This is a genomic window from Variovorax sp. RKNM96, from assembly GCF_017161115.1.
Classification (GTDB): domain Bacteria; phylum Pseudomonadota; class Gammaproteobacteria; order Burkholderiales; family Burkholderiaceae_C; genus Variovorax.
Genome location: NZ_CP046508.1, coordinates 411431 through 436758, shown reverse-complemented (window position 1 = coordinate 436758; position 25328 = coordinate 411431). Strand labels below are relative to the sequence as shown.

Annotated in this window: 20 protein-coding genes; 14 read left to right on the top strand and 6 right to left on the bottom strand. The window is 67.8% G+C overall.

Annotated features, from left to right (window positions below):
* Positions 1-110 precede the first annotated feature (110 nt).
* The 7 genes from GNX71_RS02035 to GNX71_RS02005 all read left to right on the top strand — a co-directional run bounded on the left by GNX71_RS02035 (position 111) and on the right by GNX71_RS02005 (position 8147).
* Positions 111-1001, top strand: a complete 891-nt coding sequence (locus GNX71_RS02035) for an AraC family transcriptional regulator (protein WP_206176783.1) — start codon at positions 111-113, stop codon at positions 999-1001.
* 131 nt (positions 1002-1132) lie between these two features.
* A complete protein-coding gene (locus GNX71_RS02030; protein ID WP_206176782.1) occupies positions 1133-2059 on the top strand; it encodes an ABC transporter substrate-binding protein in 927 nt (308 codons plus the stop codon).
* A gap of 11 nt (positions 2060-2070) precedes the next feature.
* Entirely contained in the window at positions 2071-3585 is a 1515-nt protein-coding gene (locus GNX71_RS02025; RefSeq protein WP_206176781.1) for a sugar ABC transporter ATP-binding protein, read from the top strand.
* On the top strand, positions 3582-4571 hold the full coding sequence (locus GNX71_RS02020; RefSeq protein WP_206176780.1) for an ABC transporter permease: 990 nt from the start codon (positions 3582-3584) through the stop codon (positions 4569-4571). Before GNX71_RS02025 ends, GNX71_RS02020 begins: the two co-directional genes overlap by 4 nt.
* Positions 4572-4744: 173 nt before the next feature.
* The gene (locus GNX71_RS02015; protein ID WP_206176779.1) at positions 4745-5890 is read left to right on the top strand and encodes an alcohol dehydrogenase catalytic domain-containing protein; all 1146 of its coding nucleotides are present in this window, start codon (positions 4745-4747) and stop codon (positions 5888-5890) included.
* Positions 5887-7413 (top strand): FGGY-family carbohydrate kinase, encoded by a 1527-nt coding sequence (locus tag GNX71_RS02010; RefSeq protein ID WP_206176778.1) that lies wholly within the window; start codon positions 5887-5889, stop codon positions 7411-7413. Before GNX71_RS02015 ends, GNX71_RS02010 begins: the two co-directional genes overlap by 4 nt.
* On the top strand, positions 7410-8147 hold the full coding sequence (locus GNX71_RS02005) for an SDR family oxidoreductase (protein WP_206176777.1): 738 nt from the start codon (positions 7410-7412) through the stop codon (positions 8145-8147). The genes GNX71_RS02010 and GNX71_RS02005 overlap by 4 nt, the downstream gene beginning before the upstream one ends.
* 12 nt (positions 8148-8159) lie before the next feature.
* On the opposite strand, the gene GNX71_RS02000 is transcribed toward GNX71_RS02005, so the two are convergent.
* The 3 genes from GNX71_RS02000 to GNX71_RS01990 are packed head-to-tail and all read right to left on the bottom strand — an operon-like array spanning position 8160 to position 11654.
* Positions 8160-8474, bottom strand: a complete 315-nt coding sequence (locus tag GNX71_RS02000; RefSeq protein WP_206176776.1) for a polyhydroxyalkanoic acid system family protein — start codon at positions 8472-8474, stop codon at positions 8160-8162.
* The gene (locus GNX71_RS01995) at positions 8467-9588 is read right to left on the bottom strand and encodes an aminopeptidase (protein ID WP_206176775.1); all 1122 of its coding nucleotides are present in this window, start codon (positions 9586-9588) and stop codon (positions 8467-8469) included. The genes GNX71_RS02000 and GNX71_RS01995 overlap by 8 nt, the downstream gene beginning before the upstream one ends.
* A complete protein-coding gene (locus tag GNX71_RS01990; protein ID WP_206176774.1) occupies positions 9585-11654 on the bottom strand; it encodes a molybdopterin oxidoreductase family protein in 2070 nt (689 codons plus the stop codon). Before GNX71_RS01990 ends, GNX71_RS01995 begins: the two co-directional genes overlap by 4 nt.
* A gap of 60 nt (positions 11655-11714) precedes the next feature.
* On the opposite strand from GNX71_RS01990, the gene GNX71_RS01985 reads away from it, so the two are divergent.
* Positions 11715-12842, top strand: a complete 1128-nt coding sequence (locus GNX71_RS01985; protein ID WP_206176773.1) for an ABC transporter substrate-binding protein — start codon at positions 11715-11717, stop codon at positions 12840-12842.
* 10 nt (positions 12843-12852) lie between these two features.
* Here GNX71_RS01985 and GNX71_RS01980 read toward each other — a convergent pair whose 3' ends face one another.
* The 3 genes from GNX71_RS01980 to GNX71_RS01970 form a co-directional block, all read right to left on the bottom strand.
* Positions 12853-13947, bottom strand: coding sequence for a M14 family metallopeptidase (locus GNX71_RS01980; protein WP_206176772.1), 1095 nt, complete (start codon positions 13945-13947; stop codon positions 12853-12855).
* The gene (locus GNX71_RS01975; protein ID WP_206176771.1) at positions 13944-15149 is read right to left on the bottom strand and encodes a M20 aminoacylase family protein; all 1206 of its coding nucleotides are present in this window, start codon (positions 15147-15149) and stop codon (positions 13944-13946) included. The genes GNX71_RS01980 and GNX71_RS01975 overlap by 4 nt, the downstream gene beginning before the upstream one ends.
* Before the next feature lie 78 nt (positions 15150-15227).
* Positions 15228-16421, bottom strand: coding sequence for a glycerophosphodiester phosphodiesterase (locus GNX71_RS01970; RefSeq protein WP_206176770.1), 1194 nt, complete (start codon positions 16419-16421; stop codon positions 15228-15230).
* Between the two features lie 101 nt (positions 16422-16522).
* On the opposite strand from GNX71_RS01970, the gene argE reads away from it, so the two are divergent.
* The 6 genes from argE (at position 16523) to GNX71_RS01940 (ending at position 25289) form a co-directional block, all read left to right on the top strand.
* The gene (argE, locus tag GNX71_RS01965; protein ID WP_206176769.1) at positions 16523-17689 is read left to right on the top strand and encodes an acetylornithine deacetylase; all 1167 of its coding nucleotides are present in this window, start codon (positions 16523-16525) and stop codon (positions 17687-17689) included.
* Complete coding sequence (locus GNX71_RS01960; RefSeq protein WP_241027132.1) at positions 17682-18941, top strand: DUF445 domain-containing protein; 1260 nt, start codon at positions 17682-17684, stop codon at positions 18939-18941. The genes argE and GNX71_RS01960 overlap by 8 nt, the downstream gene beginning before the upstream one ends.
* A gap of 100 nt (positions 18942-19041) precedes the next feature.
* Positions 19042-20748, top strand: a complete 1707-nt coding sequence (locus tag GNX71_RS01955; RefSeq protein ID WP_206176768.1) for a hypothetical protein — start codon at positions 19042-19044, stop codon at positions 20746-20748.
* Positions 20749-20880: 132 nt separating this feature from the next.
* Positions 20881-21654, top strand: a complete 774-nt coding sequence (locus GNX71_RS01950; protein WP_206176767.1) for an MHYT domain-containing protein — start codon at positions 20881-20883, stop codon at positions 21652-21654.
* Between the two features lie 75 nt (positions 21655-21729).
* Positions 21730-23340, top strand: coding sequence for an acyl-CoA carboxylase subunit beta (locus tag GNX71_RS01945; protein WP_206176766.1), 1611 nt, complete (start codon positions 21730-21732; stop codon positions 23338-23340).
* On the top strand, positions 23337-25289 hold the full coding sequence (locus tag GNX71_RS01940) for an acetyl-CoA carboxylase biotin carboxylase subunit (protein WP_206176765.1): 1953 nt from the start codon (positions 23337-23339) through the stop codon (positions 25287-25289). The genes GNX71_RS01945 and GNX71_RS01940 overlap by 4 nt, the downstream gene beginning before the upstream one ends.
* The last annotated feature ends 39 nt before the right edge of the window (positions 25290-25328 follow it).

Below are 25328 nucleotides of genomic sequence, written 5' to 3'. Positions count from 1 at the left end.
CAATTTCAGGCCTCATCTCTGGTTGTTGGCGTCCTGGGCGATTCGTACAGTCCGCCCCACGCTGTCACGCGCCACCCACAGAACAAAGAGACAAGGAAAAGGAACCGCTCATGCAACCCGATCTGGAAATCGTCGAAGTCCGCAGCGATGAATCGTTCACCGCCTGGGCGCACGGCTATCCGTACCGCACGGTGCGCTGGCACTTTCATCCCGAGTACGAGATCCAGCTGATCGTGGAGACCAAGGGGGTCTACTTCGTGGGTGATCACGTGGGGCACTTCGAACCCGGCAACCTCGTTCTGATGGGGCCCGACCTGCCGCACAACTGGATCAGCGACGTGCCCGCGGGCCAGAGCGTCGAACGGCGCGGCATCGTGATCCAGTTCCCCGCCGAACTGATGGCCCACATGAGCGCCGCCTTCCCCGAATTCCAGCGCATCGTGCCGCTGCTGGCCGAATCGGGCTCGGGCCTGCTGTTCTCCGCCGAGACGGCCGTCGCGGCCAAGCCGATCATGGAATCGCTGCTCGAAGCGCGGGGCCTGCGCCGCGTGATCCTGCTGCTCTCGCTGCTCGAGCTGCTGGTCGACAGCCACGACCGCCAGCGGCTCGCAAGCCCCGCGTTCAAGCCCGACCCGAAGGCCTTCATGTCGCACGCCATCAACAACGTGCTCGCGCACATCGCCGCCAATCTCGGCGACGAACTGCGCGAGCCCATGCTGGCCGAGCTGGTGGGCCAGAGCCCGAGCGCGTTCTCGCGGTCGTTCCGCAAGCACACGGGCCAGTCGTTCGTGCGCTATGTGAACCGGCTGCGCATCAGCCGCGCCTGCGAGCTCCTCACCAGCAGCGAAAAACCGGTGCTCGACGTCTGCATGGACGTGGGCTTCAACAACGTGTCGAACTTCAACCGGCAGTTCCTCCTGCACAAGCGCATGCCGCCGACCAAGTTCCGCAACTTCCATCGCATGCAGGCCGCGGCCTCGCGTGCCGCCAGTTCGCCGTAGCCGGCGTTCGTTTTCCTGTTCCCCGCGTCGTTACCGGCGCGGCGCTCCGGGCGCCGCGTGGGGCGAGCCTTTGCCCGCGTTTTTTGTCAGCCAGCTAGTCAGTCAGTCAAACACCCAAGGAGACCGCAACCATGAAGAACCTTCTCAAAGCCACCGCCCTCACCGCCGCCCTCGCCCTCGCCTGCGGCGCGACCGCCGCCCAGGCCCAGGTGCCCAAGCAGCCGCTGCGCATCGGCATGACCTTCCAGGAGCTGAACAACCCCTACTTCGTGACGATGAAACAGGCGCTCGAAGAAGCCGCGGCCACCATCGGCGCGACCGTGGTCACCACCGACGCGCGGCACGACGTGGCCAAGCAGATCGGCGACGTGGAAGACATGATCCAGAAGAAGGTCGACATCCTGCTGCTGAACCCCACCGACTCCACCGGCGTGCAGTCGGCGGTGCGCTCGGCCAAGAAGGCGGGGCTGATCGTGGTGGCGGTCGATGCGAATGCGCAAGGCCCGGTCGACTCCTTCGTCGGCTCCAAGAACACCGACGCCGGACGCCTGGCGTGCGAATACCTTGCCAAGAGCATCGGCGAGAAGGGCGACGTGGCGATCCTCGACGGCATTCCGGTCGTGCCGATCCTGGAGCGGGTGAAGGGCTGCCGCGAAGCGCTCGCCAAGTACCCCGGCATCAAGGTCGTGAGCACGCAGAACGGCAAGCAGGAGCGCGCCACCGCGCTCACCGTGACCGAGAACATCCTGCAGGCCAACAAGGACCTGAAGGGCATCTTCAGCGTGAACGACGGCGGCTCGATGGGCGCGCTCGCGGCCATCGATGCGAGCGGCAAGGACGTGAAGCTCACCAGCGTGGACGGTGCGCCCGAGGCGATCAAGGCGATGCAGAAGCCGGGTTCGAAGTTCATCGCGACCACCGCGCAGTACCCGCGCGACCAGATCCGCCTGGCCATCGGCATCGCGCTCGCCAAGAAGTGGGGCGCCAACGTGCCGGCCGCGGTGCCGGTGGACGTGAAGCTGATCGACGCCGAGGGCGCGAAGACCTTCACCTGGTAAGCGGCCCGGCCATGACCTCCGCAGAAGGCGAAGAAATGCTCCGGCTGGAAGGCGTGTCCAAGCGCTTTCCGGGCGTGAAGGCACTCTCGGGCATCGACCTCTCGATCCGCAAGGGCGAGGTGCACGCGCTGCTCGGCGAGAACGGCGCGGGCAAGTCGACGCTGATGAAGATCCTCGGCGGCATCTACCAGGCCGACGAGGGCCGCATCTTCATCGAAGGCAGCGAGCGCAGGTTCGCGGGCTACAACGACGCCATCGCGGCGGGCATCGGCATCATCTTCCAGGAGTTCAGCCTCATCCCGTACCTGAACGCGGTGGAGAACATCTTCCTCGGCCGCTACCTGAAGAACCGCTTCGGGCTGATGGACAAGGCGGCGATGAAGCGCTCGGCACAGCAGCTCTTCGACGAGCTGGGCGTGCAGATCGACCTCGATGTGCCGATCTGCCGGCTCTCGGTCGCGCAGCAGCAGTTCGTGGAGATCGGCAAGGCGCTGTCGCTGAAGGCGCGCCTGCTGGTGCTCGACGAGCCGACCGCCACGCTCACACCAAACGAGGCCGGGCATCTCTTCAGGATCATGCGGGAGCTGCGCGCCAAGGGCGTGGCGATGATCTTCATCTCGCACCACCTGGACGAGATCTTCGAGGTGTGCGACCGCATCAGCGTGCTGCGCGACGGCGCCAACGCGGGGCACGCGGACGTGGGTGCGACCGATATCGATGCGCTGGTCCGGATGATGGTGGGCCGCAAGATCGAGCACAACTTTCCGCCGAAGCCGCAGCCCGCGCCGCGCGGACGCAAGGTGCTCGAAGTGCCGGAGATCCAGCTTGCCAAGGGCGGGCCGGTCAACCGCTTCGAGTTGCACGAAGGCGAGATCCTCGGCTTCGCGGGGCTCGTGGGGTCGGGCCGCACCGAACTCGCGCTCGGGATGATGGGCGCCGACCGCGTGCACCGCAAGACGGTGCTGCGCAATGGCAAGCCCGTGCGCCTGAACGACCCGACCGAGGCGCTCGCGAACGGCATCGGCCTCCTGCCCGAGAGCCGCAAGGTGGAAGGGCTGATCACCGACTTCACGATCCGCTTCAACATCTCGATGAACAACCTGGGCAAGCACAGGAGCGCCGGGCTCGTGAGCCAGAAGTCGGAGAAGCAGGCTGCCGGTGAACTCGCCAAGCGCGTCGGCGTGAAGGCCCCGAGCATCGAGACGCGCGTGGCCACGCTCTCGGGCGGCAACCAGCAGAAGGTGGTGATCGCGCGCTGGCTCGGCCACGCGAGCGAAGTGCTGATCTTCGACGAGCCCACGCGCGGCATCGACGTCGGCGCCAAGGCCGAGATCTACATCCTGATGCGCGAACTCACGCGCCAGGGCAAAGCCATCGTGATGATCTCGAGCGAGCTGCCCGAGATCGTCGGCATGTGCGACCGCGTCGCCGTGTTCTCGGGCGGGTCCATCGTGGCCACGCTGGAGGGCGACTCCATCAACTCGGGCGACATCATGCGCCACGCAACCACAGGGGGTTCGCAATGAATGCCACCGCCAGCCATCCCACGCCGCCCACTCCTCAAGCTCCCACTGGTGGGTTCTTCACCCAGCTGCGCCGCTCGACGGCTTTCCTGCCGCTGGTCGGGCTGGTCGCGATCTCGGTCTTCATGATCGTCGCGACCGATAACTTTCTCTCCTGGGGCAACCTGCAGAACATCGCGCTGCAGTCGTCGATCAACGCGATCATCGCGGTGGGCATGACGGCCGCGATCCTGACCGGCGGCATCGACCTCTCGGTGGGCGCGGTGGTGGCGCTGTCGGGCACGCTGGCCTCGGGAATGATGGTGCAGTTCGGGCTGCCGCCGATGCTCGCCGTGCCGCTCGGGCTGGCGGTGGGCGTGGTGATCGGCCTCTTCAACGGCTACTGCGTGGCGTACCTGCGCATGCCCCCGATCATCGTGACGCTCGCCACCATGGGCATCGCGCGCGGCATTGCGCTGATCTACACCGGCGGCTATCCGATCGACGGGCTGCCGGAGTCGTTCGCCTTCCTCGGCGGCGGCGTGCTCGCGGGCATCAAGGTGCCGATCCTCATCATGCTGGCGACGTACCTCGTGGCGTATGTGCTGCTGAACATGGCGCCGCTCGGGCGCTACGTGTATGCCATCGGCGGCAATGAAGAAGCGACGCGCCTGTCTGGCGTGCGCGTGTCGCGCTACAAGCTGCTCGTCTATGCGCTGAGCGGTCTCACCGCGGCGATCGCCGGCATCGTGCAGGCGGCGCGCGTCACGAGCGGACAGCCCGGCGTTGGCGTGGGCTTCGAGCTCGATGCGATCGCGGCGGTGGTGATGGGCGGCACGTCCATCGCGGGCGGCCGCGGCGCCATCGTCGGCACGCTGGTCGGCGCGCTGCTGCTCGGCGTGCTGAACAACGGTCTCAACATGATCGGCGTGTCGCCGTATCTGCAATTGATCATCAAAGGCGGCATCGTGCTCCTTGCGATCTTCATCAGCAGAGAAGCCAAACGCTGACCTTTTTGTCTTGCTCCTTCCCCTCCCGGGGGAAGGCCGGGATGGGGGCAAGCGGCGCTGGTTCAACCACAGCGCCTCATCGACCGCCGCTTGCCCCCACCCCTGCCCTCCCCCGGAAGGGGAGGGAGAAAAACCAAACACCAATACCAACACCCTCTCACCTCAAGGAACCCATGTCTTATCAAAAGCTCCAGCCCGGCGCCTCGGGCGCCATCGGCGAACTCGCCGCCATGCAGGCCGTCGTGTGCCACGGCCCGAAGGACTACCGCCTCGAAACCGTCCCGATGCCCACCATCGGCCGCAACGAAGTGCTGATCTCCATCGCGGCCTGCGGCATCTGCGCCTCCGACTGCAAGTGCCACTCGGGCGCGAAGATGTTCTGGGGCGGCGACGGCCAGCCCTCGTGGGTCAAGGCGCCGGTCATCCCGGGCCATGAATTCTTCGGCTACGTCGAGGCGCTGGGCGAAGGCGCGGCCGAACACTTCGGCGTGGAGAAAGGCGACCGCGTGATCGCCGAGCAGATCGTGCCCTGCGGCAAGTGCCGCTTCTGCACTTCGGGCAAGTACTGGATGTGCGAGGTGCACAACATCTTCGGCTTCCAGCGCATCGTGGCCGATGGCGGCATGGCCGACTACATGCGGCTGCCGCCGACCTCGCGCGTGCACAAGATCCCCGACGGCATCTCGCTGGAAGACGCGGCCATCATCGAACCGCTCTCGTGCGCGATCCACACGGTGAACCGCGGCGACATCCAGCTCGACGACGTGGTGGTGATCGCGGGCGCCGGCCCACTCGGGCTGATGATGGTGCAGGCCGCGCGGCTCAAGACACCGAAGAAGCTGATCGTGATCGACCTCGTGCCCGAGCGCCTCGCGCTTGCGAAGGCGTACGGCGCCGACGTGACGATCAACCCGAAGACCGAGAACGCCGATGCCGTCGTCAAGGGCCTGACCGAAGGCTACGGCTGCGATGTGTACATCGAGACCACCGGCGCGCCCATCGGCGTGACGCAGGGGCTGGAAATGATCCGCAAGCTCGGCCGCTTCGTCGAGTTCAGCGTGTTCGGCTCGGAGACCAGCGCCGACTGGTCGATCATCGGCGACCGCAAGGAGCTCGACGTGCGCGGCGCGCACCTGGGGCCGTACTGCTACCCGATCGCCATCGACCTGCTGGCGCGCGGGCTCGTCACCTCCAAGGGCATCGTGACGCACGACTTCCCGCTCACCGAATGGGAACGTGCGTTCGCGCTGGCCAACTCGCTCGACTCGATCAAGGTGCTGCTCAAGCCGCAGCCCCAGCAGCGGAACGAGACGTCATGAAGTACGTGATCGGCGTCGACATCGGCACGCAGAGCACCAAGTGCCTGCTGGTCGGCATCGACGGCAAGGTGCATGCGCAGGCGAGCGTGGCCTACCAGCCCGAGACGCCGAAGCCGCTGTGGGCGCAGCAGGACTGTGCGGTGTGGTTCGACGCGGTGTGCGAGAGCGTGCGCGCCTGCGTGGCGAAGAGCAAGGTCGCGCCCGCGGACATCGCCGCGATGTGCGTGAGCAGCCTCTACGGCGGCGCGGGCATCCCGGTCGACGAGGCGATGCAGCCGCTGCACCCGTGCCTGATCTGGATGGACCGCCGCGCCACCGCCGAGGTCGATGCGGTGAATGCGAACGTCGACGTCGCGAAGCTGCAGGCTATCACCGGCAATGGCGTGGACAGCTACTACGGCTACACCAAGATGCTGTGGATTCGCGAGCACCGGCCCGAGGTGTGGGCGAAGACGCGCTGGTTCCTGCCGCCCAACAGCTACATCAACTGGCGGCTCACCGGCGAGCTCGCGGTCGACCACAGCTCGGCCGGCAACATCGGCGGCGTGTACGACGCGGCGCGGCGCGCTTGGTCGGATGAAGCGCTCGGCATGCTCGGCATTCCAGTGCGCATGATGCCGCCGCGCCTTGTCGAATCCAGCGATGTGGTCGGTGGCTTGAATGCCGAATGGGCCGCGAAGCTCGGCCTTGCCGAAGGCATGCCGCTGATGGCTGGCGGTGTCGATGCGGCGGTGGCCACGTTCTGTGCGGGCGTGACCGGCAGCGGCGACCACGTCGCGATGATCGGCACCAGCATGTGCTGGGGCTTCGTGAGTCCCACGGTGGACGCGCGCCACAAGCTCATCACGATGCCGCACGTCTACCGCGGCGCCGACCGAAGCTATGTGTTCGGCGGCGCGATCACCGCGGGCGCGGCCGTCACCTGGTTCCGCGAAGCCTTCTGCCAGGCCGAGGTGGCCGAGGCTGCGCGCACCGGCGAGGACGCGCATGCGCTGATCGAGCGCAAGGCCGTCGACGTGCCGCCCGGCGCGGAGGGCCTGGTCTTCCTGCCCTACCTGATGGGCGAGCGCAGCCCGATCTGGGACGCACAGGCCAAGGGCGCGTTCATCGGCCTCTCGCTCGCGCACAGCCGCGCGCATCTCTACCGTGCGGTGCTCGAAGGCGTGAGCTTCGCGCTGCAGCACAACATCGAGGCCGGCCGGCAAAGCGGGCAGCCGCTGGACGAGCGCCTCATCGTGGTCGGCGGTGCGGCGCATTCGGACCTGTGGATGCAGATCGTCGCGGACATCACCGGCTACCCGGTGCTCACCATCGAGGAAGAGGTCGAGGCGGCCCTCGGCGCGGCGATGCTCGCGGCGCTCGGCGCGGGGCTGGTCGATGCGGCGACGGCCGAGCGCGGCTGGGTCACGCTGGTGGAACGCGCGCGGCCCGAGCCTGCGGCGCAGGCTGTCTACCGCGAGCGTTTCGATATCTACAAATCCCTCTACCCCGCATTGCGCGATGCGATGCACCGACTGACATGACGACCTCCTTCGACTTCTCCGGCCGGCGCGCACTCGTGACCGGCGCAAGCAGCGGCATCGGCCGCGCGGTGGCGGTGCGGCTCGCACAATCGGGCGCGGCGGTGACGGCCGTGGGGCGCAACACGGCGGCACTCGATGCGCTGCATGCGGAGGCCGGCTGCACGCCACTGGTGATCGACGTCGGCGATGCGGCCGCATTGGAACGCGCGCTCGCACCGCTGCCAGCCTTCCACCTCGTGGTGAACTGCGCCGGCATCGCATGGCTCGAATCCGCGCTCGACCTGCAGGCCGAGAGCTTCGACGCCGTGATGGCCGTCAACGCGCGCGCCGCGGCACTGGTCGCTTCGCGCTGCGGCAAGGCGATGATCGCGGCCGGCGTGCGCGGCAGCATCGTCAACGTGTCGAGCCAGGCCGCGCTGGTCGCGCTCGATGCGCATCTTTGCTATTGCGCATCGAAGGCGGCGATGGACGCGATCACGCGCTCGTTGTGCCTCGAGTTCGGGCCGCACGGCATTCGCGTAAACAGCGTGAATCCGACGGTGACGCTCACGCCGATGGCCGAACAGGCCTGGGCCGATCCGGCCAAGAGCGCGGCGGCCTTGAGGAACATTCCGATGGGAAGGTTTGCGCAGGTCGAGGAGGTGGTGGCGCCGATCCTCTTCCTGCTCTCCGATGGCGCATCGATGGTCAGCGGCGTGGCGCTGCCGGTCGATGGCGGCTACACGATCGTGTGAGCCGCCTCGGGTTCAGGCGAAGCGCGTGCCGCCGTTCGGCGAATCGAGCAGCTCGTCGAGGTTGCGCGAGATCTTTTGCTCGATCTGCTCGCTGAAGCTGCTGAACAGGAAGCCCAGCGTGGCCTCGAGCTTGAAGGTGCTTGCCGTGACCTCGACCGTGCCGTCGATGCCGGGGCGGCTGAACTGGGCAACGTCGCAGTCCTTGCCCTCGGTGTAGGTGCACTCCAGGCCGTAGTCCTCTTCGACCTGCTGCACCCATTGGCGCGCGACTTCGCGGGCGCCGGCAATGCCCAGCGTGTGGTTTCTTTCGATATGGATGTCAGGCACCGTGATCTCCGTTGTTGTTGTCGCTGGAATGGGTCTGCAGGATGCCCGTGGCGGCCTGCAAGGCACTCCGGCGTTCTTCCATGGTCGACAGCGCGGCAATGCGCCGGACCTCAGTGTAGAAGCGCGGCCAGTCGCGGCCTTCGCGCTCGAACAGCGCCTCGAAAGTCGGCACCAGGTCGTCGTAGGCGCCCTGCGCACCGAAGGCTGCGTTGTTGGCGCGCGCCACCCAGCCATCGTAGGCGCCCTGGCGCGGGCCGGGCCAGCCTTTCCTCAGCTCGGCGTAGCGCGCGCGGAAGTCGGCCATCGCGGCCTTCTTCATCGTCTCGACGGCGGCCCAGTCCTTGGCCTTGGCCTCGGGCGACTCGTACAACTGCGTGAGCGCGCGGCGCGTGTTGAGGGCCAGCGCGCGGAAATCCTGGCGCTGGCCGTCGAACTGCGCGTACTCGCGGCGCGCCGCCTCGCCGGCTTCGCGCTGCAGCCACATCCCGCCGCCGATGCGCTCGACCGCCGTGGCATACGACTCGTTGAACACCGTGTCGCCCGGCACGTACAGCACCTGGTGCGCCAGTTCGTGGAACACGAGGCGCGCGAGCTCGCCTTCGGGATAGCCGATGAAGGTGGAGAGCAGCGGATCGCCGCCGGCCCAGTTCATCCAGCCCAGCGTCGAATACGCGGGCACGGGGTACACGGCCACTTCGAGGTCGAGTGCGCGCTGCGCCTCGGCTTCGGTCCTGGCCGCGGCCTCGCTGTAGTAGCCGCGGTAACCCACGCAGCCGGCGACCGGAAAGCACCAGCTCTTGAGCGTGAGCGAGTACGGCGGCGCGGCCACCACGTTCCACACGGCCGCGGGGCGGTGCAGGTCGGCATACGACTTGTAGCTGGCGTTGTCGGGCAGGCCGAGCTCGACCGAGGCGAAGCGGCGGATGCGCTGCGTGAGTTCGAGCTTGGCCTTGAGCGGCGCCGAGATGGCCGGGTCCGCGAGCCACTCGGGCACGGGCTTGGCGGCCCGCATGATGCCGATGTGGCCGCTGGCGGACTGCCAGTAGTAGCGGAGGTCGGCGCAACCCGTGAGGAACAGGGCGCCGGCCAGTGTCAGTACCGTGATCGCCCTCACACGCGTTCGACTTCGACGAGGCAGTCGTAAAAAGTAGGACCGCGGCCGATGTCCGTCAGGCGCTGGCTCGTGAGCTGGTTGACGTTGGTGCCGTCGCCGCCGAACTTGCGCCACCAGATACCCATGCCGTGCACCACGCCCTGGCGCGCGCGGCGCGACACCTCTGCGCGGCAGCGGTGCTCGCCGCGTTGGTTGAACACGCGCACCATCGCGCCGTCCTCGATGCCACGCGCGGCCGCGTCGGCCGCGTGGATTTCGAGCAGCGGCTCGACCTCGATGGCACGCAGGCTCGTCACGTTGACGAAGGTGGAGTTCAGGAAGTTGCGCGCGGGCGGCGAGATCATCGCGAGCGGAAATTCAGTCGAGCTGCCGGCCGGTTCCCAGTTGGGCACGTGGTCGGGCACGCCGTCCATGCCCATGGCTTCGAGGCGCGCGCTGAAGAATTCGCAGCGGCCCGAGGGCGTGGGGAATTGGCCTTCGGCGAACGGCGCCTCGGGCAGCTTCACAGTCGTGAAGCCCTGGGTCAGCATCTGTGCGTAGTCGATGGCGTTCTCGGCGAATGCGGTGCGGCACAGCGCCTGGTCGTCGTCCGAGAAGCAGGGCTCATCGAAGTCCATGCGGCGGGCCAGCTCGCGGAACACCCAGGCGTTGCTGCGGGCCTCGCCGCGCGGCGCGACCGCGGGGCGGTTCAGCAGCACGTCGGTGTGGCCGTAGCTGGTGTGGATGTCCCAGTGCTCCAGCTGCGTGGTGGCGGGCAGCAAGTAATCGGCGTAGTCGGCGGTGTCGGTGCGGAACTGCTCCAGCACCACGGTGAAGAGGTCCTCGCGCGCGAAGCCCGCCACCACCTTGGCCGAATCGGGCGCCACCGCGACGGGATTGCTGTTGTAGACCACGATGGCCTTCACCGGCCTGGCCTCGTCGAGCAGCGCGTCCCCGATGGTGCTCATGTTGATGGTGCGCGGGCGGCGTCCTTCGAGCAGGTCGGGGCGCTGCAGCGCGGCGCGGTCGACGGGGAAATGGCCCGAGCTGCTCAGCAGCACCCCGCCGGCCCGGTGGCGCCAGGCGCCCACGAGCGCCGGCAGGCAGGCGACCGCGCGGGCCGCGTTGCCGCCGCCGCGCACGCGCTGCATGCCGTAGTTCAGGCGAATGGCCGCGGGCTTGGTCGTTCCGTAGGCCTCGGCCAGCGCCACGATCTGCGCCTCGGGAATGCCGCAGACCTCGGCCGCGCGCGAAGGCGGCCATTGCAGCGCGCGCTCGCGCAGCTGCTCCCAGCCCAGCGTGTGGTTGGCGATGTAGTCGTGGTCGAGCCAGTCGTGCACGATCAGCTCGTGCATCAGCGCCAGGGCCAACGCGGCGTCGGTGCCGGGCAGCAGCGCGATGTGCTCGTCGCACTTGTCGGCGGTCTCGGTCTTGCGCGGATCGATGCACACCAGCCGTGCGCCCGCGCGCTTGGCGGCCTGGGCGTGGCGCCAGAAATGCAGGTTGCTCGCGATGGAGTTGCTGCCCCAGATCAGGATCAGTTTCGCCTCGGCGAAGAACTCGATCCGCATGCCGACCTTGCCACCCAGCGTGTGAACCATGGCCTCGCCCCCGGCCATCGAGCAGATCGTGCGGTCCAGCAGCGACGCGCCCAGCTTGTGGAAGAAGCGCCGGTCCATCGATTCGCCCTGCACCAGCCCCATGGTGCCCGCATAAGAGTAGGGGAGAATTGCTTCCGGATCGGCGCGCAATGACCGAAGATGCGCGGCGATGTCGTTCAGCGCAGCATCCCACGAGACCGGCTCGAACTGGCCGCTGCCCTTGGGGCCGACGCGCTTCAGGGGCTGCACCAGCCGCTCGGCATGGTCGTTGCGTTCGATGTAGCGCGACACCTTGGTGCAGAGCACGCCGCCGGTGTGCGAATGGGCGGCATTGCCCTGCAGCTTCACGGCCACGCCGTCCTTGACGGTGGTGACGAGCGCACAGGTGTCGGGGCAATCGTGGGGGCAGGCGCCCAGCACGGTGGTGGTCTGGCTGGTCGGTGGAGCGGAAGTCGTTGCTTCCAGGGAGTCCGGTGCGTGGGGCATCGGGCAAGTCTAATTTGAGTGCGAGAAAACGCGCAGCGGGCGCAGAGGGAGTTTTTCACAATGGTGAATCGCAGGCATTTTTCTCTGGCCCTCGGGGCCGCCGCCACGCTCGGCAGCTTCCGTATCGCGCAGGCGCAGGCTGAAGCGCCCCTCGTGCTCGGCCAGTCCGCGCCTTTCACCGGTCCGGCCGCGCAGCTGGGCATCCAGTTCCACCAGGGTGCCAAGGTGTTCCTGGACCAGTACAACGCCCAGCCCGGCCGCCGCAACGTGGTGATCAAGAACCTGGACGACGGCTACGAACCCGACCGCTGCGCCGCCAACACGCAAAAGCTGATCGAAGAAGACGTGTTTGCCCTCTTCGGCTACATCGGCACGCCGACCAGCCTGGCCGCGCTGCCGCTGGCGGTGAAGGACAAGGTGCCATTCATTGCGCCGTTCACCGGCGCGATGTCGCTGCGCGAACCCTTCCACAAGAACGTGTTCCACCTGCGCGCCTCGTACAACGACGAGACGGCGCTGATGGTCAAGCAACTCACCCACCTGGGGCTCAAGAAAATCGCGGTCTTCTACCAGAACGACGCCTACGGCAAGGCCGGGCTCGACGGGGTGACGCTGGCGCTGTCGCAGCTGGATCTGAAGCCGATCGCGATGGCCACGGTCGAGCGCAATTCAGCCGACGTGGCGCAGGCGGTGAAGGCCATCGTGGGCGCGCGGCCCGACGCGGTGGTGCAGGTGGGCGCGTACAAGGCCTGCGCGGCGTTCATCCGCGAGGCGCGCAAGGCGAGCTACGGCGGCACCTTCATCAACCTGTCGTTCGTCGGCACGCAGGCGCTGGCGGACGAGCTCGGCAAGGAAGCCGCGGGCGTGATGGTGACGCAGGTGGTGCCTTCGCCCTACAACCCGGCCAACGCGATCACGCGCGAATTCGTCGATGCCGTGCGCAAGGCGGGCGGCGGGGCCAGCGCAAACTTCTCGAGCATGGAGGGCTACCTGGCCGCGAAGGTGCTGACCGAGGGGCTGCGGAAGGCCTCGGGCAAGGTCACGCGGGACAGCCTTGTCGCAGGGCTGGAGAGCATCGACCGGCAGCAGTTCGGTGGGTTCGAGGTGTCGTTCTCGGCGAAGAACCACGTGGGGTCGAAGTTCGTCGAGCTGTCGATGCTGACGGGAGACGGGCGGGTTCGGACCTAGCGGTTCCGGGTCAGCCGCTCAGGCCGTCCACAGCCTGGAACATCGCCTGCCGCGCCTGGCTGACGATCTGCCCGCGCCAGGCATCGGTGTCCGTGTAGAACGCCTCGAGCATCCGCGCGCGGATGCCATCGGCCAGGTCGGCCGGTGCATCGGGGTGCTTGTGCAGCCAGTGGTCGGCGCGCAGCGCGCCGGTCACTTCCAGGATCGGCAGCGTGCCGTATTCGAGCGCGATGCCGGTGTATTCGGCCTGCGGGCATTCCTCGTACACCGAATCCCACATCAGCCCGCGCAGCAGCGCCGAAGTCGATGAGCCGTCGTAGATCGAGGTGACGGGCGCCGCGGGCGTGCCCCACCAGGCGTTCGCGCGGCCATAGGCGACCTTGTCGTCCTTGCCTGCATAGATGCGCTCGCCGAGGCCGTTGGGGCCGAGCCCCGTGTGCAGGTCGATCCAGGCGATGCGCTTTGCGCTGCCGGCATGGCGGCGCAGCACGCCGCGGATGGTCTTGTTGCTCCAGGTCGGCGCCTTGCCGCCGAAGAAGAGCCCGTCGTCGAACTGATATTGCCCGCTGGTGACCGCTGCCTGGTAGGCGGTGGCACCGTGCTTTTCGATCCACTTCTCGACGGCCGCCTGGTTCTCCGGCGTGGGCGGCCAGGTGTCGGGCAGCAGCAGCGGATGCAGCTTGGCGTAGGCCTCGTTGACCGGCACCGGCTTGGAGAAATCGATGAAATTGCGGTTCAGGTCGACGTTTTCGTGCGTCACGCGCCGGCCGTACGAAAAGCCGTGCGGATTGAGCGCGTGCACGTAGAGCACCGCCACGCCCTGCGCCTTGGCCTTGTCGCGCCATTCGGCATCGTGCAGCGCGAACACCTGCACGCCGCTGCCGCAATGGCCTTCGGCACCATGGCAGGCGCTGGAGACGATCAACAGGCGCTCGGCGTTCGCATCGCCGTCCAGCGCCACGTCCATCGAGAGGTCTTCACCGTCGCGCCCCTTGAGCGGATGCGCATGCGGCTCTACGGTGAGGCCCGCGCTCACGCAGCCTTGCAGGAATTTCTGGCGCGCCTGGGCGTAGCGCGGCGAAAAGGCCTCGCCGATGCCGATCATGAGACGTTGCCGCCCGGCTTGTTCAGGAACTGCTCGGCGATCTGCACCCAGCAGGTGGCGCCGAGCGGGATCAGGTCGTCGTTGAAGTCGTAGCTCGCGTTGTGCAGCGTGCATGGACCCTCCCCGTGGTGCACGTCGCGGTGCGCGCCATCGCCGTTGCCGATGAAGGCATAGGCGCCGGGCTTGGCCTGCAGCATGAAGGCGAAGTCTTCCGAGGTCATGGCTGCTTCCTGCTTCAGCACGTTTTCCGCGCCGACGATGCCGGCCATCACGCCGCGCGCAAAGTTGGCTTCGGCCTCGGTGTTGACGGTGGGCGGGTAGTAGCGATCGAAGCGGAAGTCGCAGGTCGCGTCGTGCGCCGCGCAGATGTGCTCGGCGATCTGCCGCATCTTGGCTTCGATCATGTCGAGCACCTCGATGGAGAAAGTGCGCACCGTGCCCGACAGCTCGCAGTTGTCGGGAATCACGTTGTTGGTTTCACCGGCATGAATGGTGGTGACCGAGATCACCGCCGAATCGGTCGGCTTCATCTTGCGGGTGAGGACGGTCTGGAAGGCCTGCACGATCTCGCAGGCGATCGGCACCGGGTCGACGCCGGTCTGCGGCAGCGCGGCGTGGCCGCCCTTGCCGATCACGTTGACGTGGAACTTGTTGCCCGAGGCCATCACCGGGCCGGGGCTCACCGCGAACTGGCCGGCCTTCATGCCGGGCCAGTTGTGCATGCCGAAGACCGCGTCCATGGGGAACTGCTCGAAGAGCCCTTCCTTGATCATTTCGCGGGCGCCGCCGCCGCCCTCTTCGGCCGGCTGGAAGATCAGGTAGACGGTGCCGTCGAAATTGCGGTTCTTGGCCAGGTGCTGGGCGGCTGCGAGCAGCATCGCGGTGTGGCCGTCGTGGCCGCAGGCGTGCATCTTGCCGTGGTGCTTGCTGGCGTGGGCGAAGGTGTTGAGCTCGGTGACGGGCAGTGCATCCATGTCGGCACGAAGACCGACGGCGCGGTTGCTGGTGCCGTTCTTGACGATGCCGACGACGCCAGTGGTGCCGAGGCCGCGGTGAATGGGAATGCCCCATTCGGTGAGCTTGCCTGCCACCACATCGGCGGTGCGGACTTCCTGGAAGCAGAGTTCAGGGTGGGCGTGGAGGTCACGTCGGACGGCGGCGATGCCGGCCGCCTGCGTGACGAGCGAATCGATGAGTTTCATAGGGCACAGTCTAGGCTTTGCATCCTGCTCCGCAAAGACCGTGCCGGGCAAACCCTCAGGCTGCGTTCAAGAACCCGGTCAGCGGCCCATGCTCTTGAGGTACTCGGCGCGTGCGGCGATCGCGGTGTCGGTGAAGTCGGTGAAGACGCCGTCCACGCCGAGCTTGTAATAAATCGCGTACTCGTTCTTGCCGTCCTTGTTGTAGTCCGCGGCCAGGCGGCGCGACTCGTTGCGGAAGGTGAAGGGGTGCACGAACAGGCCGGCCTTGTGGGCGTCGGCGATCAGCGTGGTGGGCGAGACCGAGGTGGCGTCGGCGTCGTTGATCTTGCCGTCCTTGTTCACGTCCAGCGGCTTGCCGTCGGGGCCGACGCTGCCCTTGATGGTCACGATGTAGCGCTTCCAGGGGCCGATGCCGTCGGCATAGGTCTTGATTTCGGCCAGGCCCGCCGGCGTGACCATGACATCGAAGTTGCGCGTGTCGCCGGCCTTCGTCCATTCGTAGGGGCGGTCGACCGGAATCGCATAGGTCATGGCGCCGGTCTTCATGTCGATGCCGTCGCCGTCGATCAGCTGGATCAGCTTGGTGTTCAGGCCCTTGGCCTTCATGTACTTGAGGCTCCCGGGCTCGAACGACTGCACGTAGATCGGCGCGGTCTTGCTGTTCCAGCCGGCCGCGGTGATGGCGGCGATGACCTTGTCCTCCATCGGCATGCCGAGGTCGCGGAAATAGGTCGGGTTCTTGGTCTCCGGATAGATCGCGATGGTGCGGCCGGTTTCCTTCGACTTGGCCTTGGCGAAATCGATGATCTCCTGGAAGGTCACGATCTTGAACTTGCCGTTGAATTCCTGCGGGCGCTCGGCGTCGGTGGAAATGCCGCCCAGCGTCTTGATCTCGGCCAGCGTGAAGTCGTTGCTGAACCAACCGGTCTGGGTTTCGCCGTCGACCTTGATGGTCTTCTTGCGCGAGGCGAAGCGGGGGTGCCTGGCCACGTCGGTGCTGATGGCCAGGTTGGGGTCGTGGCGGGCGATCAGCACGCCGTCCTTGGTGGAGACCAGGTCCATCTCGATCACGTCGGCACCCAGTTCGATGGCCTTCGTGTAGGCCTCCAGCGTCTGCTCCGGCAGGTAGCCCGAGGCGCCGCGGTGGGCAATGACCAGCGGCGGGTTGCCGTCCAGCGTCAGGAGCTTGGCGGGGCCCGAGGGGCCGGTGCCGCTGCAGGCCGCAACGCACAGGGCGGCGGTGGCGGTCAGGGCGATCTGAAGGGTGCGCATGGTCTTTTTCTCCATCCAAAAGATGGCGCAGCGTACCCGCTCCGGATGACGGCCGGCGCAACGGCCGGCGCGCGGCGCCGACTTCTTGGACAATCTGTTGCATGCCCCATACGCTTTCCCCCCAAAGCCTCGCGCTGGCCCAGTCGCTGGTGCGCATGAACACCATCAGCGCGAACAGCAACCTCCAGCTGATCGACCTCGCGCAGAGCCACCTCGCCGCCCTCGGCGTGAAGAGCCGCATCACCTACAACGCCGAGCGCACCAAGGCGAACCTGTTCGCCACGCTGGGCGAAGGCAAGCCGGCCGGGGTGATCATTTCGGGGCACACCGACACGGTGCCCTGGGACGGCCAGGACTGGAGCGTCGACCCGCTCTCGGCCGTGGTGCAGAACGAGCGCCTCTACGGCCGTGGCTCGGCCGACATGAAGAGCTTCATCGCCATCGCGCTCTCCAACGCCAAGCGCTTCCTTGAAAGCGACTCGCCCTTCGCGGTGCACTTCGCCTTCAGCTACGAGGAAGAAATCGGCTGCTTCGGCGTGAAGGAACTCATCGCCGACATGCGCGATGCCGGCATCAAGCCGCTCGCCTGCATCGTGGGCGAGCCCACCAGCATGGTGCCGGCCATCGCGCACAAGGGCGTGTACCGCTACAAGTGCTGCGTGCGGGGCAAGGAGGCGCATTCGTCGCTCACGCCCAAGTCGGTCAACGCCATCGAGATGGCCGCACGCGTGATCGGCAAGGTGCGCGACATGGCCGAGGACTTCGAGCGCAGCGAGCCGCGCTACGAGGGTTTCGACGTGCCCTTCAGCACCGCGAGCGTGGGCCAGTTCCACGGCGGCATCGCCGACAACGTGGTGCCGCGCGATGCCGAGTTCCGCTATGAATTCCGCGACCTGCCCACGGCCGATGCCAAGCGCATGCAGTCCGATGTGCTGACCTACGCCGCGGGTCTGGAGCCCGCGATGAAGAAGGTGGCACCCGATGCGGGCTTCACGTTCGAAACGATCTGCGAGATTCCCAGCTTCCTCGGTGCGGCCGGCGACCCGGTCACGTTGCTTGCGCAGCGCCTCGCGGGCGAGGACCGCACCACCTTGGTGGCCTTCGGCACCGAAGCGGGCCTGTTCAAGAACGCGGGCATCCCCACCGTGGTGTGCGGCCCGGGCAGCATCGAGCAGGCGCACCAGCCCGACGAGTTCGTGAGCCTGGAGCAACTTGCGCGCTGCGAGTTGTTCATGGAGCGGCTGGCAACCTCTCACACCATTGGCTGAAGACCAGAGCAGCATCGCGCTGCAGCGCATGAAGCGCGTCGCGCTCGGCCTGCTGTGCGCGGCGGCGCTGCTCTACGCATTGGCCAGCGCGCTGCACGCGCAGCATCCGGCCTGGGGCTATGTGGCCGCGTTCGCCGAGGCCGCGATGGTCGGCGCGATTGCCGACTGGTTCGCGGTGGTGGCGCTGTTCCGCCATCCACTGGGCCTGCCGATTCCGCACACCGCGATCATCCCGAGCAACAAGGACCGCATCGGCGCCAAGCTCGCTGGCTTCATCTGCAACAACTTCCTGAGCACCGCGCAGGTGCTCGCCAAGCTGCGCGAGTTCGACACCGCCGGCCGCATCGCCGACTGGCTCGCGCGGCCCGCGAGCGGCCAGAAGCTGGGCGAATGGGGCGTGGCCGCCACGCGCTACGGCCTGGCCGCCTTCGACGACGAACGGGTGCGCGACTTCATGGGCCGCGCCGCCGCGGCAGGCCTCGCGAAGATCGACCTCTCTCGCCTCACCGGCCAGGCGCTCGATGCGCTGACCGCGGGCGGGCGCCACCAGGCGCTGCTCGACGACGTGCTGCAGCAGGTGGCGGGCCTGCTCGAAGGCGATGAGGTGCAGGCGCACATCACCGAGGCGATCGCGCGCGAGATCAAGACGCTGCGCTACGTGGGCCTCGACCAGGTGGCCGCCAAGCTCGCCACGCGCAAGATCGTGGCCGCCGTGGCCCACACCATCGGCGAGCTGGCGGCCGAGCCGGACCACCCGATGCGCAAGCGCTTCGACCACTTCGTCGACGACTTCGTGGTGCGCCTGAAGCTGGACCCCGAGTTCCAGCAGCGCGGCGAGCAGATCCGCGCCGAGTTGATGGCGCACCCGGCCCTGGGCGACTACCTGCACGGGCTCTGGGGCGAACTGCTCGCGTGGCTGGACGATGACCTGCGCCGCAGCGATTCGACGATCCGCCAGCGCATCGCGTCGATGGCCGGCGCGCTGGGCACGCGGCTGCAGGCCGACGAGGCCATCCGCCACTGGATCAACGAACAGATCGAGGCCGCCGCGCCGCTGGCGATCGAGCGCTACCGCGAGGACATCCGCCGCTACATCGAGGAGCGGGTCGGCGAGTGGAACGCCGAGGAGATGACGGTGGAGCTGGAGCGGCACATCGGGCGCGACCTGCAGTTCATCCGCATCAACGGCACGCTGGTGGGCGGGCTGGTAGGCCTCGTGATCCACACCGTCACGCAGTTGCTGCGCGGGTAATCCGCAGCGGACGAAAGTCCGCATGTCGCGGGAAAGACTGCACCGCCACCCCTTCCTCCTTCTAGACTGCGCGCGCATTCGCAAAGAAGGAGAAGAAGACATGCCCCGTTGCCCGCTCCGCGCCGTCGCCGCGCTGATCGCCACGCTCGCCCTGCTGGGTGCCTGCAGCACGGTCGCACCGCCTGCGCCCACGTCCGTGCCTGCTCTCTCGCCGACACCCGCACCGGCGCTTTCCCCCCTCACCACCCGGCCCACCTCGTGGGCCGCGCCCGAGGCGCTGGTGCCGCCGTCGTCGTTCTCGGGCGTGCACGGCCTGGCCATCGATGCGAAGGGCCGGCTGCTTGCGGGCTCGGTGCTCGGCAACACGCTGTGGGAGGTCGACCGCACCACCGGCGCGGCCAAGGTGCTGATCGACGCACCCGAAGGCCAGGCCGACGACATCGCGGTGGGCCCCCAGGGCGAGTTGGCGTGGACCAACTACCTCATGGGCATGCTGCGCTACCGCGAGAGCGACACCGCGCCGATGCGCGTGCTCGCCAAGGACCTGCCCGGCCTCAACTCACTCGACTTCGACCGCCGGAGCGGCAAGCTCTACGCCTCGCAGGTGTTCCTGGGCGATGCGCTGTGGGAGATCGACCGCGCCGGCCAGAAGCCGCCGCGGCTCATCAAGAAGGACATGGGCGGCTTCAACGGCTTCGAGGTCGGGCCCGACGGCCTGCTCTACGGGCCGCTGTGGTTCAAGGGCCAGGTCGTGAAGATCGATCCGGCGAACGGCCACATGACCGTGATCGCGGAAGGTTTCAAAATCCCGGCCGCGGCCAATCTCGACGGCAAGGGCAACCTCTGGGTGGTCGATGCGCGCAGCGGCGAGCTGGTGCGGGTGGCGCTCGCCACCGGCAACAAGACCGTCGCGAAGCAGCTTCGGCCCTCGCTCGACAACCTCGTCATCGCGCCCGACGGCACGATCTACGTGTCGAACATGGCCAACAACGAGGTGCAGGCCTTCAACCCCGCCACCGGCGACCTGCGCACCCTCACCAGCGGCAAGGTGGCGGTGCCCGCGGGCCTGAAGATCGACGGCAACGACCTCTGGGTGGCCGATGTCTTCGGCTTCCGGCGGGTGGACGTGCGCACCGGCGAAGTGCGCGACGTGTTCCGCATGCAGCGCGAGCCGGAGCTCGACTATCCCTTCGCGGTCGGCCTCTCGCCCACGCGCTTCGCGCTGACCTCGTGGTTCACCGGCACGGTCCAGCTGGTCGACCGCCAGACGCTCAAGACCGTGGAAACCATCCACGGGCTGAAGGCGCCGTTCGACGCGATCCCCATGCCCGACGGCAGCGTGATCTATGCCGAGATCGCCACCGGCAGCATCACGCGCGCCAGCGGGCCGAAGTTTGCAGACAAGTCAGTGCTTGCTAGCGGGCTGAGCGGCCCGGTGCAGATGGTCATCGGCCAAGACGGTGCGCTCTACGTCACCGAGGCCGCCGGCAAGCTGCTGCGCATTCCGCTCGATGCCAGCGCGCCGCTGCGCACCATTGCCGACGGCCTCGCGCTGCCCGAGGGCGTGGCGCAGACGCCGTGGGGCACTTTCGTCGTGGCCGAAAGCGCGGCGCGGCGGCTGGTGGAGATCGACCCGGCCAACGGCACCCGCCGGACCATCGCCGAAAACCTGCCGATCGGCCTCGCGCCCGGGCCCGGACTCCCGCCGCCCTACGTGGTGACGGGCGTGGCCGTGGGCGCCGACGGCACGGTCTACATGAGTGCCGATCGCAACAATGCGATATATCGAATCCGCGCCGTAAGGTAGGGTAACGATAAGTACAGATTTCGATTTACTTTTAAAAACAAATATTACAAACTGGCCGGGACGCCGTTTTGGTGCCCCGCTCACATCCGGTTTCCGGGGCCCCGCAGGCGTTTCTCTGAAAGGAAAAAACGCATGACTCCCCTCGTCGTAGGCCAGTTGCTGTCGCCCGAGTACTCCCTGGGGCTGGTGGCGCTTTCGTTCCTCATCTCGTTCGCGGGATCGCTGGTGGCGTTGATCTGCGCGGGTCGCATGGTCGGCGCGGACGGCAAGCCCAACCTCGCCGTCGTGGCCTGCGCCGCGGTGGCGCTGGGCGGCATCGGCATCTGGTCGATGCACTTCATCGGCATGCTGGCGTACCGGCTGCCGGTGGCCATCTCGTACAACATGCCGCTGACGATCGTGTCGCTGGTGGCGGCCATCCTCATTTCCGGCATCGCCCTCTACCTGGCCGGGGGCCGGCGCAAGTTCAGCAAGCCCGGCTGGCTCGCCGGCAGCCTGCTGGCGGGGCTCGGCGTGTGCGTGATGCACTACATGGGCATGTTCGCGATGAACATGCGCGCCTCGATGGAGTTCGACATGGGCACCGTCGCGCTGTCGGTGGCGATCGCCATCACCGCCGCCGCGGCCGCCCTGTGGCTGGCCTTCAACCTGCGCAAGCTCAGCCACCAGATCGCGGCGGCCGCGGTGATGGGCGTGGCGGTCTGCACGATGCATTACGTGGGCATGAGCGCCGCCAGCATGGTCTGCACGGCCGCGGCACCCACGGATGCGCTTGCCATTGGCGGCAGCTACATGGGCCTGTCGGTGTTCGGCACGGCCGGCGCGGTGCTGATCTTCATCTTCTGGGTGGTCACCGGCAGCAGCCTCGACGCACCCACCGCACCGCAGCGCGCCCGCACCAGCTAGTTGGCGCAAGCGGGCGGGAGGCCCGGTCCCTACAGTCTGTGCAGAGCGAAAAAACCAGCGAGCTGCACAGACCCCATGCCCGTCATCGAATCCCGGCTGCCATCGGCCAGCGACACCTTCCAGGCCAACCGCACCGGCATGCTCGCGCTGCTCGGCCAGGTGCGCGCACACGAGGCCCGCGCCGCGGCCGCCTCGGGCGCCTCGGCCGAGCGATTCGCCAAGCGCGGCCAGCTGCTGCCGCGCGAACGTGTCGCACTGCTGCTGGACACCGGCGCGCCCTTCCTGCCGTTGGCCTCGCTCGCGGGCCTCGGCCATGACAACCCCGACCTCTCGAAGAGCGTGCCCGGCGGCGGCCTGATCTCCGGCATCGGCCAGGTCGCGGGCGTGCGCTGCATGGTCAGCGCTTCCGATTCCGGCATCGACGCCGGCGCGTTGCAGCCCATGGGCCTGGACAAGCAACTGCGCGTGCAGGAGATCGCACTCGAGAACAAGCTGCCCTACGTGCAGCTGGTCGAAAGCGCCGGCGCCAACCTCATGCAGTACCGCGTGCAGGACTTCGTGCGCGGCGGCAGCATCTTCCGCAACCTCGCGCGCCTCTCGGCCGCGGGATTGCCGGTGGTGACAGTGACGCACGGCTCCTCGACCGCGGGCGGCGCCTACCAGACGGGCCTGTCGGACTACATCGTGATGGTGCGCGACCGCACGCGGGCCTTTCTCGCAGGTCCGCCGCTGTTGAAAGCCGCCACCGGCGAGATCGCGACGGAAGAAGAACTGGGCGGCGCCGTGATGCACACCCACATCTCGGGCCTGGGCGACTACCTTGCCGAAGACGACCGCGACGCCATCCGCATCGCGCGCTCGATCCTCGGCGGCATCGACTGGGCTCGCGACGAAGCCCCGCGCCAATTCACCCCACCGCGCTACGACGCCGAAGACCTGCTGGGCATCATGCCCAGCGACGGGCGCCGGCCGGTCGACATGCGCGAGGTCATCGCGCGCATTGCCGACGGCTCCGAGTTCCTCGAATTCAGCGAGCACTACGGCAGCGCCACCGTCTGCGGCCACATCCGGCTCGAAGGGCATGCAGTGGGCATCGTCACCAACAACGGCCCGATCGACTCCGACGGCGCGACCAAGGCCACGCACTTCATCCAGGCCTGCTGCCAGTCGCGCACGCCCATCGTCTACCTGCAGAACATCACCGGCTACATGGTGGGCCGCGCGCACGAGGAGGCCGGCATCATCAAGCACGGCGCCAAGATGATCCAGGCCGTGACCAACGCGACGGTGCCGCAGATCACGCTGCACTGCGGCGCCTCGTACGGCGCGGGCAACTACGGCATGTGCGGGCGCGGCTTCGCGCCGCGCTTCTGCTTCTCGTGGCCCAACGCGCGCACCGCGGTGATGGGCGGCGAACAGGCTGCGAAGACCATGGCCATCGTCATGGAGGCCGGCATGGCGCGCAAGGGCGCGGTCGACACCGCGAAGATCGACGCGATGCAGCAGCAGGTCGTCGAGCGCTTCGACCGGCAGATGAGCGTGTTCACCACCAGCGCGCTGCTGCTGGACGACGGCGTGATCGATCCGCGCGACACGCGCGCGGTGCTGGCCGAAGCGCTGTCGATCTGCCGCGATGCCGATGCGCGCGTGCCGCAGGCGATGCAGTTCTCGGTGGCGCGGCCATGAGCGGATTCAACAAGATCCTTGTCGCCAACCGCGGCGAAATCGCGGTCCGCGTGATGCGCACCGCGCGCGCCATGGGCTACCGCACCGTGGCCGTGTATTCGAGTGCCGACGCCGAGGCGGAGCATGTGCGGCAAGCCGATCAGTCGGTGTGGATCGGCGAATCGCTGCCCGCGCAGAGCTACCTGAACATCGCCGCGATCATCGAGGCCGCGCGTGCGAGCGGCGCACAGGCCGTGCACCCCGGCTATGGCTTTCTCGCAGAGAACCCGGCGTTCGCACAGGCCTGCCGCGATGCGGGCCTGGTCTTCATCGGCCCCTCGCCCGAAGCCATCCGCGCGATGGGCGACAAGGCCGGCGCCAAGCGGCTGATGCAAGCGGCCGGCGTGCCATGCATTCCCGGCTACCAGGGCGAAGACCAGAGCCCGTCCACGCTTGCTGCGGAAGCCGCGCGCATCGGCTGGCCCGTGATGATCAAGGCGACCGCTGGCGGGGGCGGGCGCGGCATGCGGCTGGTGCCGTCGGCCTCGGTTTTTGCCGAACTGCTGCAGAGCGCGCAGTCCGAAGCGCTCAACGCCTTCGGTGATGCCACCGTGATCCTGGAGCGCGCGATCGTCGCGCCGCGCCACATCGAGATCCAGGTGTTCGCCGACCGGCACGGCAACGCCATCCACCTCGGCGAACGCGACTGCTCGGTGCAGCGGCGGCATCAGAAGGTGATCGAGGAATCGCCCTCGCCGGCTGTGTCTGTCGGATTGCGCGAACGCATGGGTGCGACGGCGGTCGCGGCGGCGAAGGCCATCGCCTTCGAAGGCGCGGGCACGCTCGAATTCCTGCTCGATGCCGAGGGCCAGTACTGGTTCATGGAAATGAACACGCGGCTGCAGGTGGAGCATCCGGTGACCGAGGCGGTGACCGGGCTCGACCTGGTTGAACTGCAGCTGCGCGTTGCGGCCGGCGAACCGTTGCCGCTCACGCAGCAGGACGTGCGCATGCGCGGCCACGCGATCGAAGTGCGCCTGTGCGCCGAAGACCCGCAGCAGGGCTTCATGCCGCAGAGCGGCACGCTCGCAGCATGGCGGCCCTCACCGGCCCTGCGCACCGAGCATGCATTGCGCGATGGCGCAGCGGTGCCTCCGTTCTACGACTCGATGATCGCCAAGCTGGTGTCGCACGGCCGCACCCGCGACGAAGCGAGGCAGCGTCTGATCGCCGGCCTGCACGACACGGTGGCGCTCGGCATCGCGACCAACCAGCAGTTCCTGCAGCGAGCGCTGTCGCATCCGGTGTTTGCCGGGGGCGCGGCGACGACGGCGTTCATCGCATCGCATGCCGAGGCACTGCTTGCGCCCGACAACACTACGGAAATTCACGCCGCGATGCTGGCCGCGCTGCTGCTCCAGCTCGGCGAACGCGGCTGGCCTTCACCACTCGCGCACACGCTGCCCAACGCCCTGCGTTTCTCGCTCAACGGCAAGGTGCATGCGGCGCGCGTGACGCCGCAGGGCGGAGGCGGTTTCGATGTCGCACTCGATGCGACTGCGCCCGAGCGCATCGAACTGCTTGCACTGCCCGGCGACGGCGTCGTGCGCTTCTCGTGCAGCGGTGTTTCCGAGCAAGCCATGTCGGTGCGCGAGTCCGCCACTCACCTCTGGATTCACTTCCGCGGCCAGTCCTTAGAGCTCGAGAATCTCACGCATGTGGCAGTGCCCCGTGCCGGTGCCGCGGGCGGCGACGGCCTGCTGCGCGCGTCGATGAGCGGCCGCGTCATCGCGCTGCTGGCCGCCGAGGGCGACACGGTCGCCGCCGGCCAGCCCCTCGTCACGCTCGAAGCGATGAAGATGGAGCATGTGCACTGTGCGCCGCGTGCCGGCCGCGTCGCCGCGCTGCATGTGGCGGTAGGCGCGCAAGTGGCCGCACGCCACGTGGTGGCGGAGATCGCCGACGCATGACGCCGCCCGCCGCCCTCTTCCCGATTTTCTGAAAGCCTT

Coding starts and splice junctions, on each gene's coding strand:
- GNX71_RS01955 (WP_206176768.1), top strand. CDS start 19,042: ATGCCCCGTTGCCCGCTCCGCGCCGTCGCCGCGCTGATCGCCACGCTC.
- GNX71_RS01990 (WP_206176774.1), bottom strand. CDS start 11,654: ATGCCCCACGCACCGGACTCCCTGGAAGCAACGACTTCCGCTCCACCG.
- GNX71_RS01950 (WP_206176767.1), top strand. CDS start 20,881: ATGACTCCCCTCGTCGTAGGCCAGTTGCTGTCGCCCGAGTACTCCCTG.
- GNX71_RS02030 (WP_206176782.1), top strand. CDS start 1,133: ATGAAGAACCTTCTCAAAGCCACCGCCCTCACCGCCGCCCTCGCCCTC.
- GNX71_RS02025 (WP_206176781.1), top strand. CDS start 2,071: ATGACCTCCGCAGAAGGCGAAGAAATGCTCCGGCTGGAAGGCGTGTCC.
- GNX71_RS01945 (WP_206176766.1), top strand. CDS start 21,730: ATGCCCGTCATCGAATCCCGGCTGCCATCGGCCAGCGACACCTTCCAG.
- GNX71_RS01970 (WP_206176770.1), bottom strand. CDS start 16,421: ATGCGCACCCTTCAGATCGCCCTGACCGCCACCGCCGCCCTGTGCGTT.
- GNX71_RS01985 (WP_206176773.1), top strand. CDS start 11,715: ATGGTGAATCGCAGGCATTTTTCTCTGGCCCTCGGGGCCGCCGCCACG.
- GNX71_RS01975 (WP_206176771.1), bottom strand. CDS start 15,149: ATGAAACTCATCGATTCGCTCGTCACGCAGGCGGCCGGCATCGCCGCC.
- GNX71_RS01940 (WP_206176765.1), top strand. CDS start 23,337: ATGAGCGGATTCAACAAGATCCTTGTCGCCAACCGCGGCGAAATCGCG.
- GNX71_RS02010 (WP_206176778.1), top strand. CDS start 5,887: ATGAAGTACGTGATCGGCGTCGACATCGGCACGCAGAGCACCAAGTGC.
- argE (WP_206176769.1), top strand. CDS start 16,523: ATGCCCCATACGCTTTCCCCCCAAAGCCTCGCGCTGGCCCAGTCGCTG.
- GNX71_RS02020 (WP_206176780.1), top strand. CDS start 3,582: ATGAATGCCACCGCCAGCCATCCCACGCCGCCCACTCCTCAAGCTCCC.
- GNX71_RS02015 (WP_206176779.1), top strand. CDS start 4,745: ATGTCTTATCAAAAGCTCCAGCCCGGCGCCTCGGGCGCCATCGGCGAA.
- GNX71_RS02005 (WP_206176777.1), top strand. CDS start 7,410: ATGACGACCTCCTTCGACTTCTCCGGCCGGCGCGCACTCGTGACCGGC.
- GNX71_RS02035 (WP_206176783.1), top strand. CDS start 111: ATGCAACCCGATCTGGAAATCGTCGAAGTCCGCAGCGATGAATCGTTC.
- GNX71_RS01980 (WP_206176772.1), bottom strand. CDS start 13,947: ATGATCGGCATCGGCGAGGCCTTTTCGCCGCGCTACGCCCAGGCGCGC.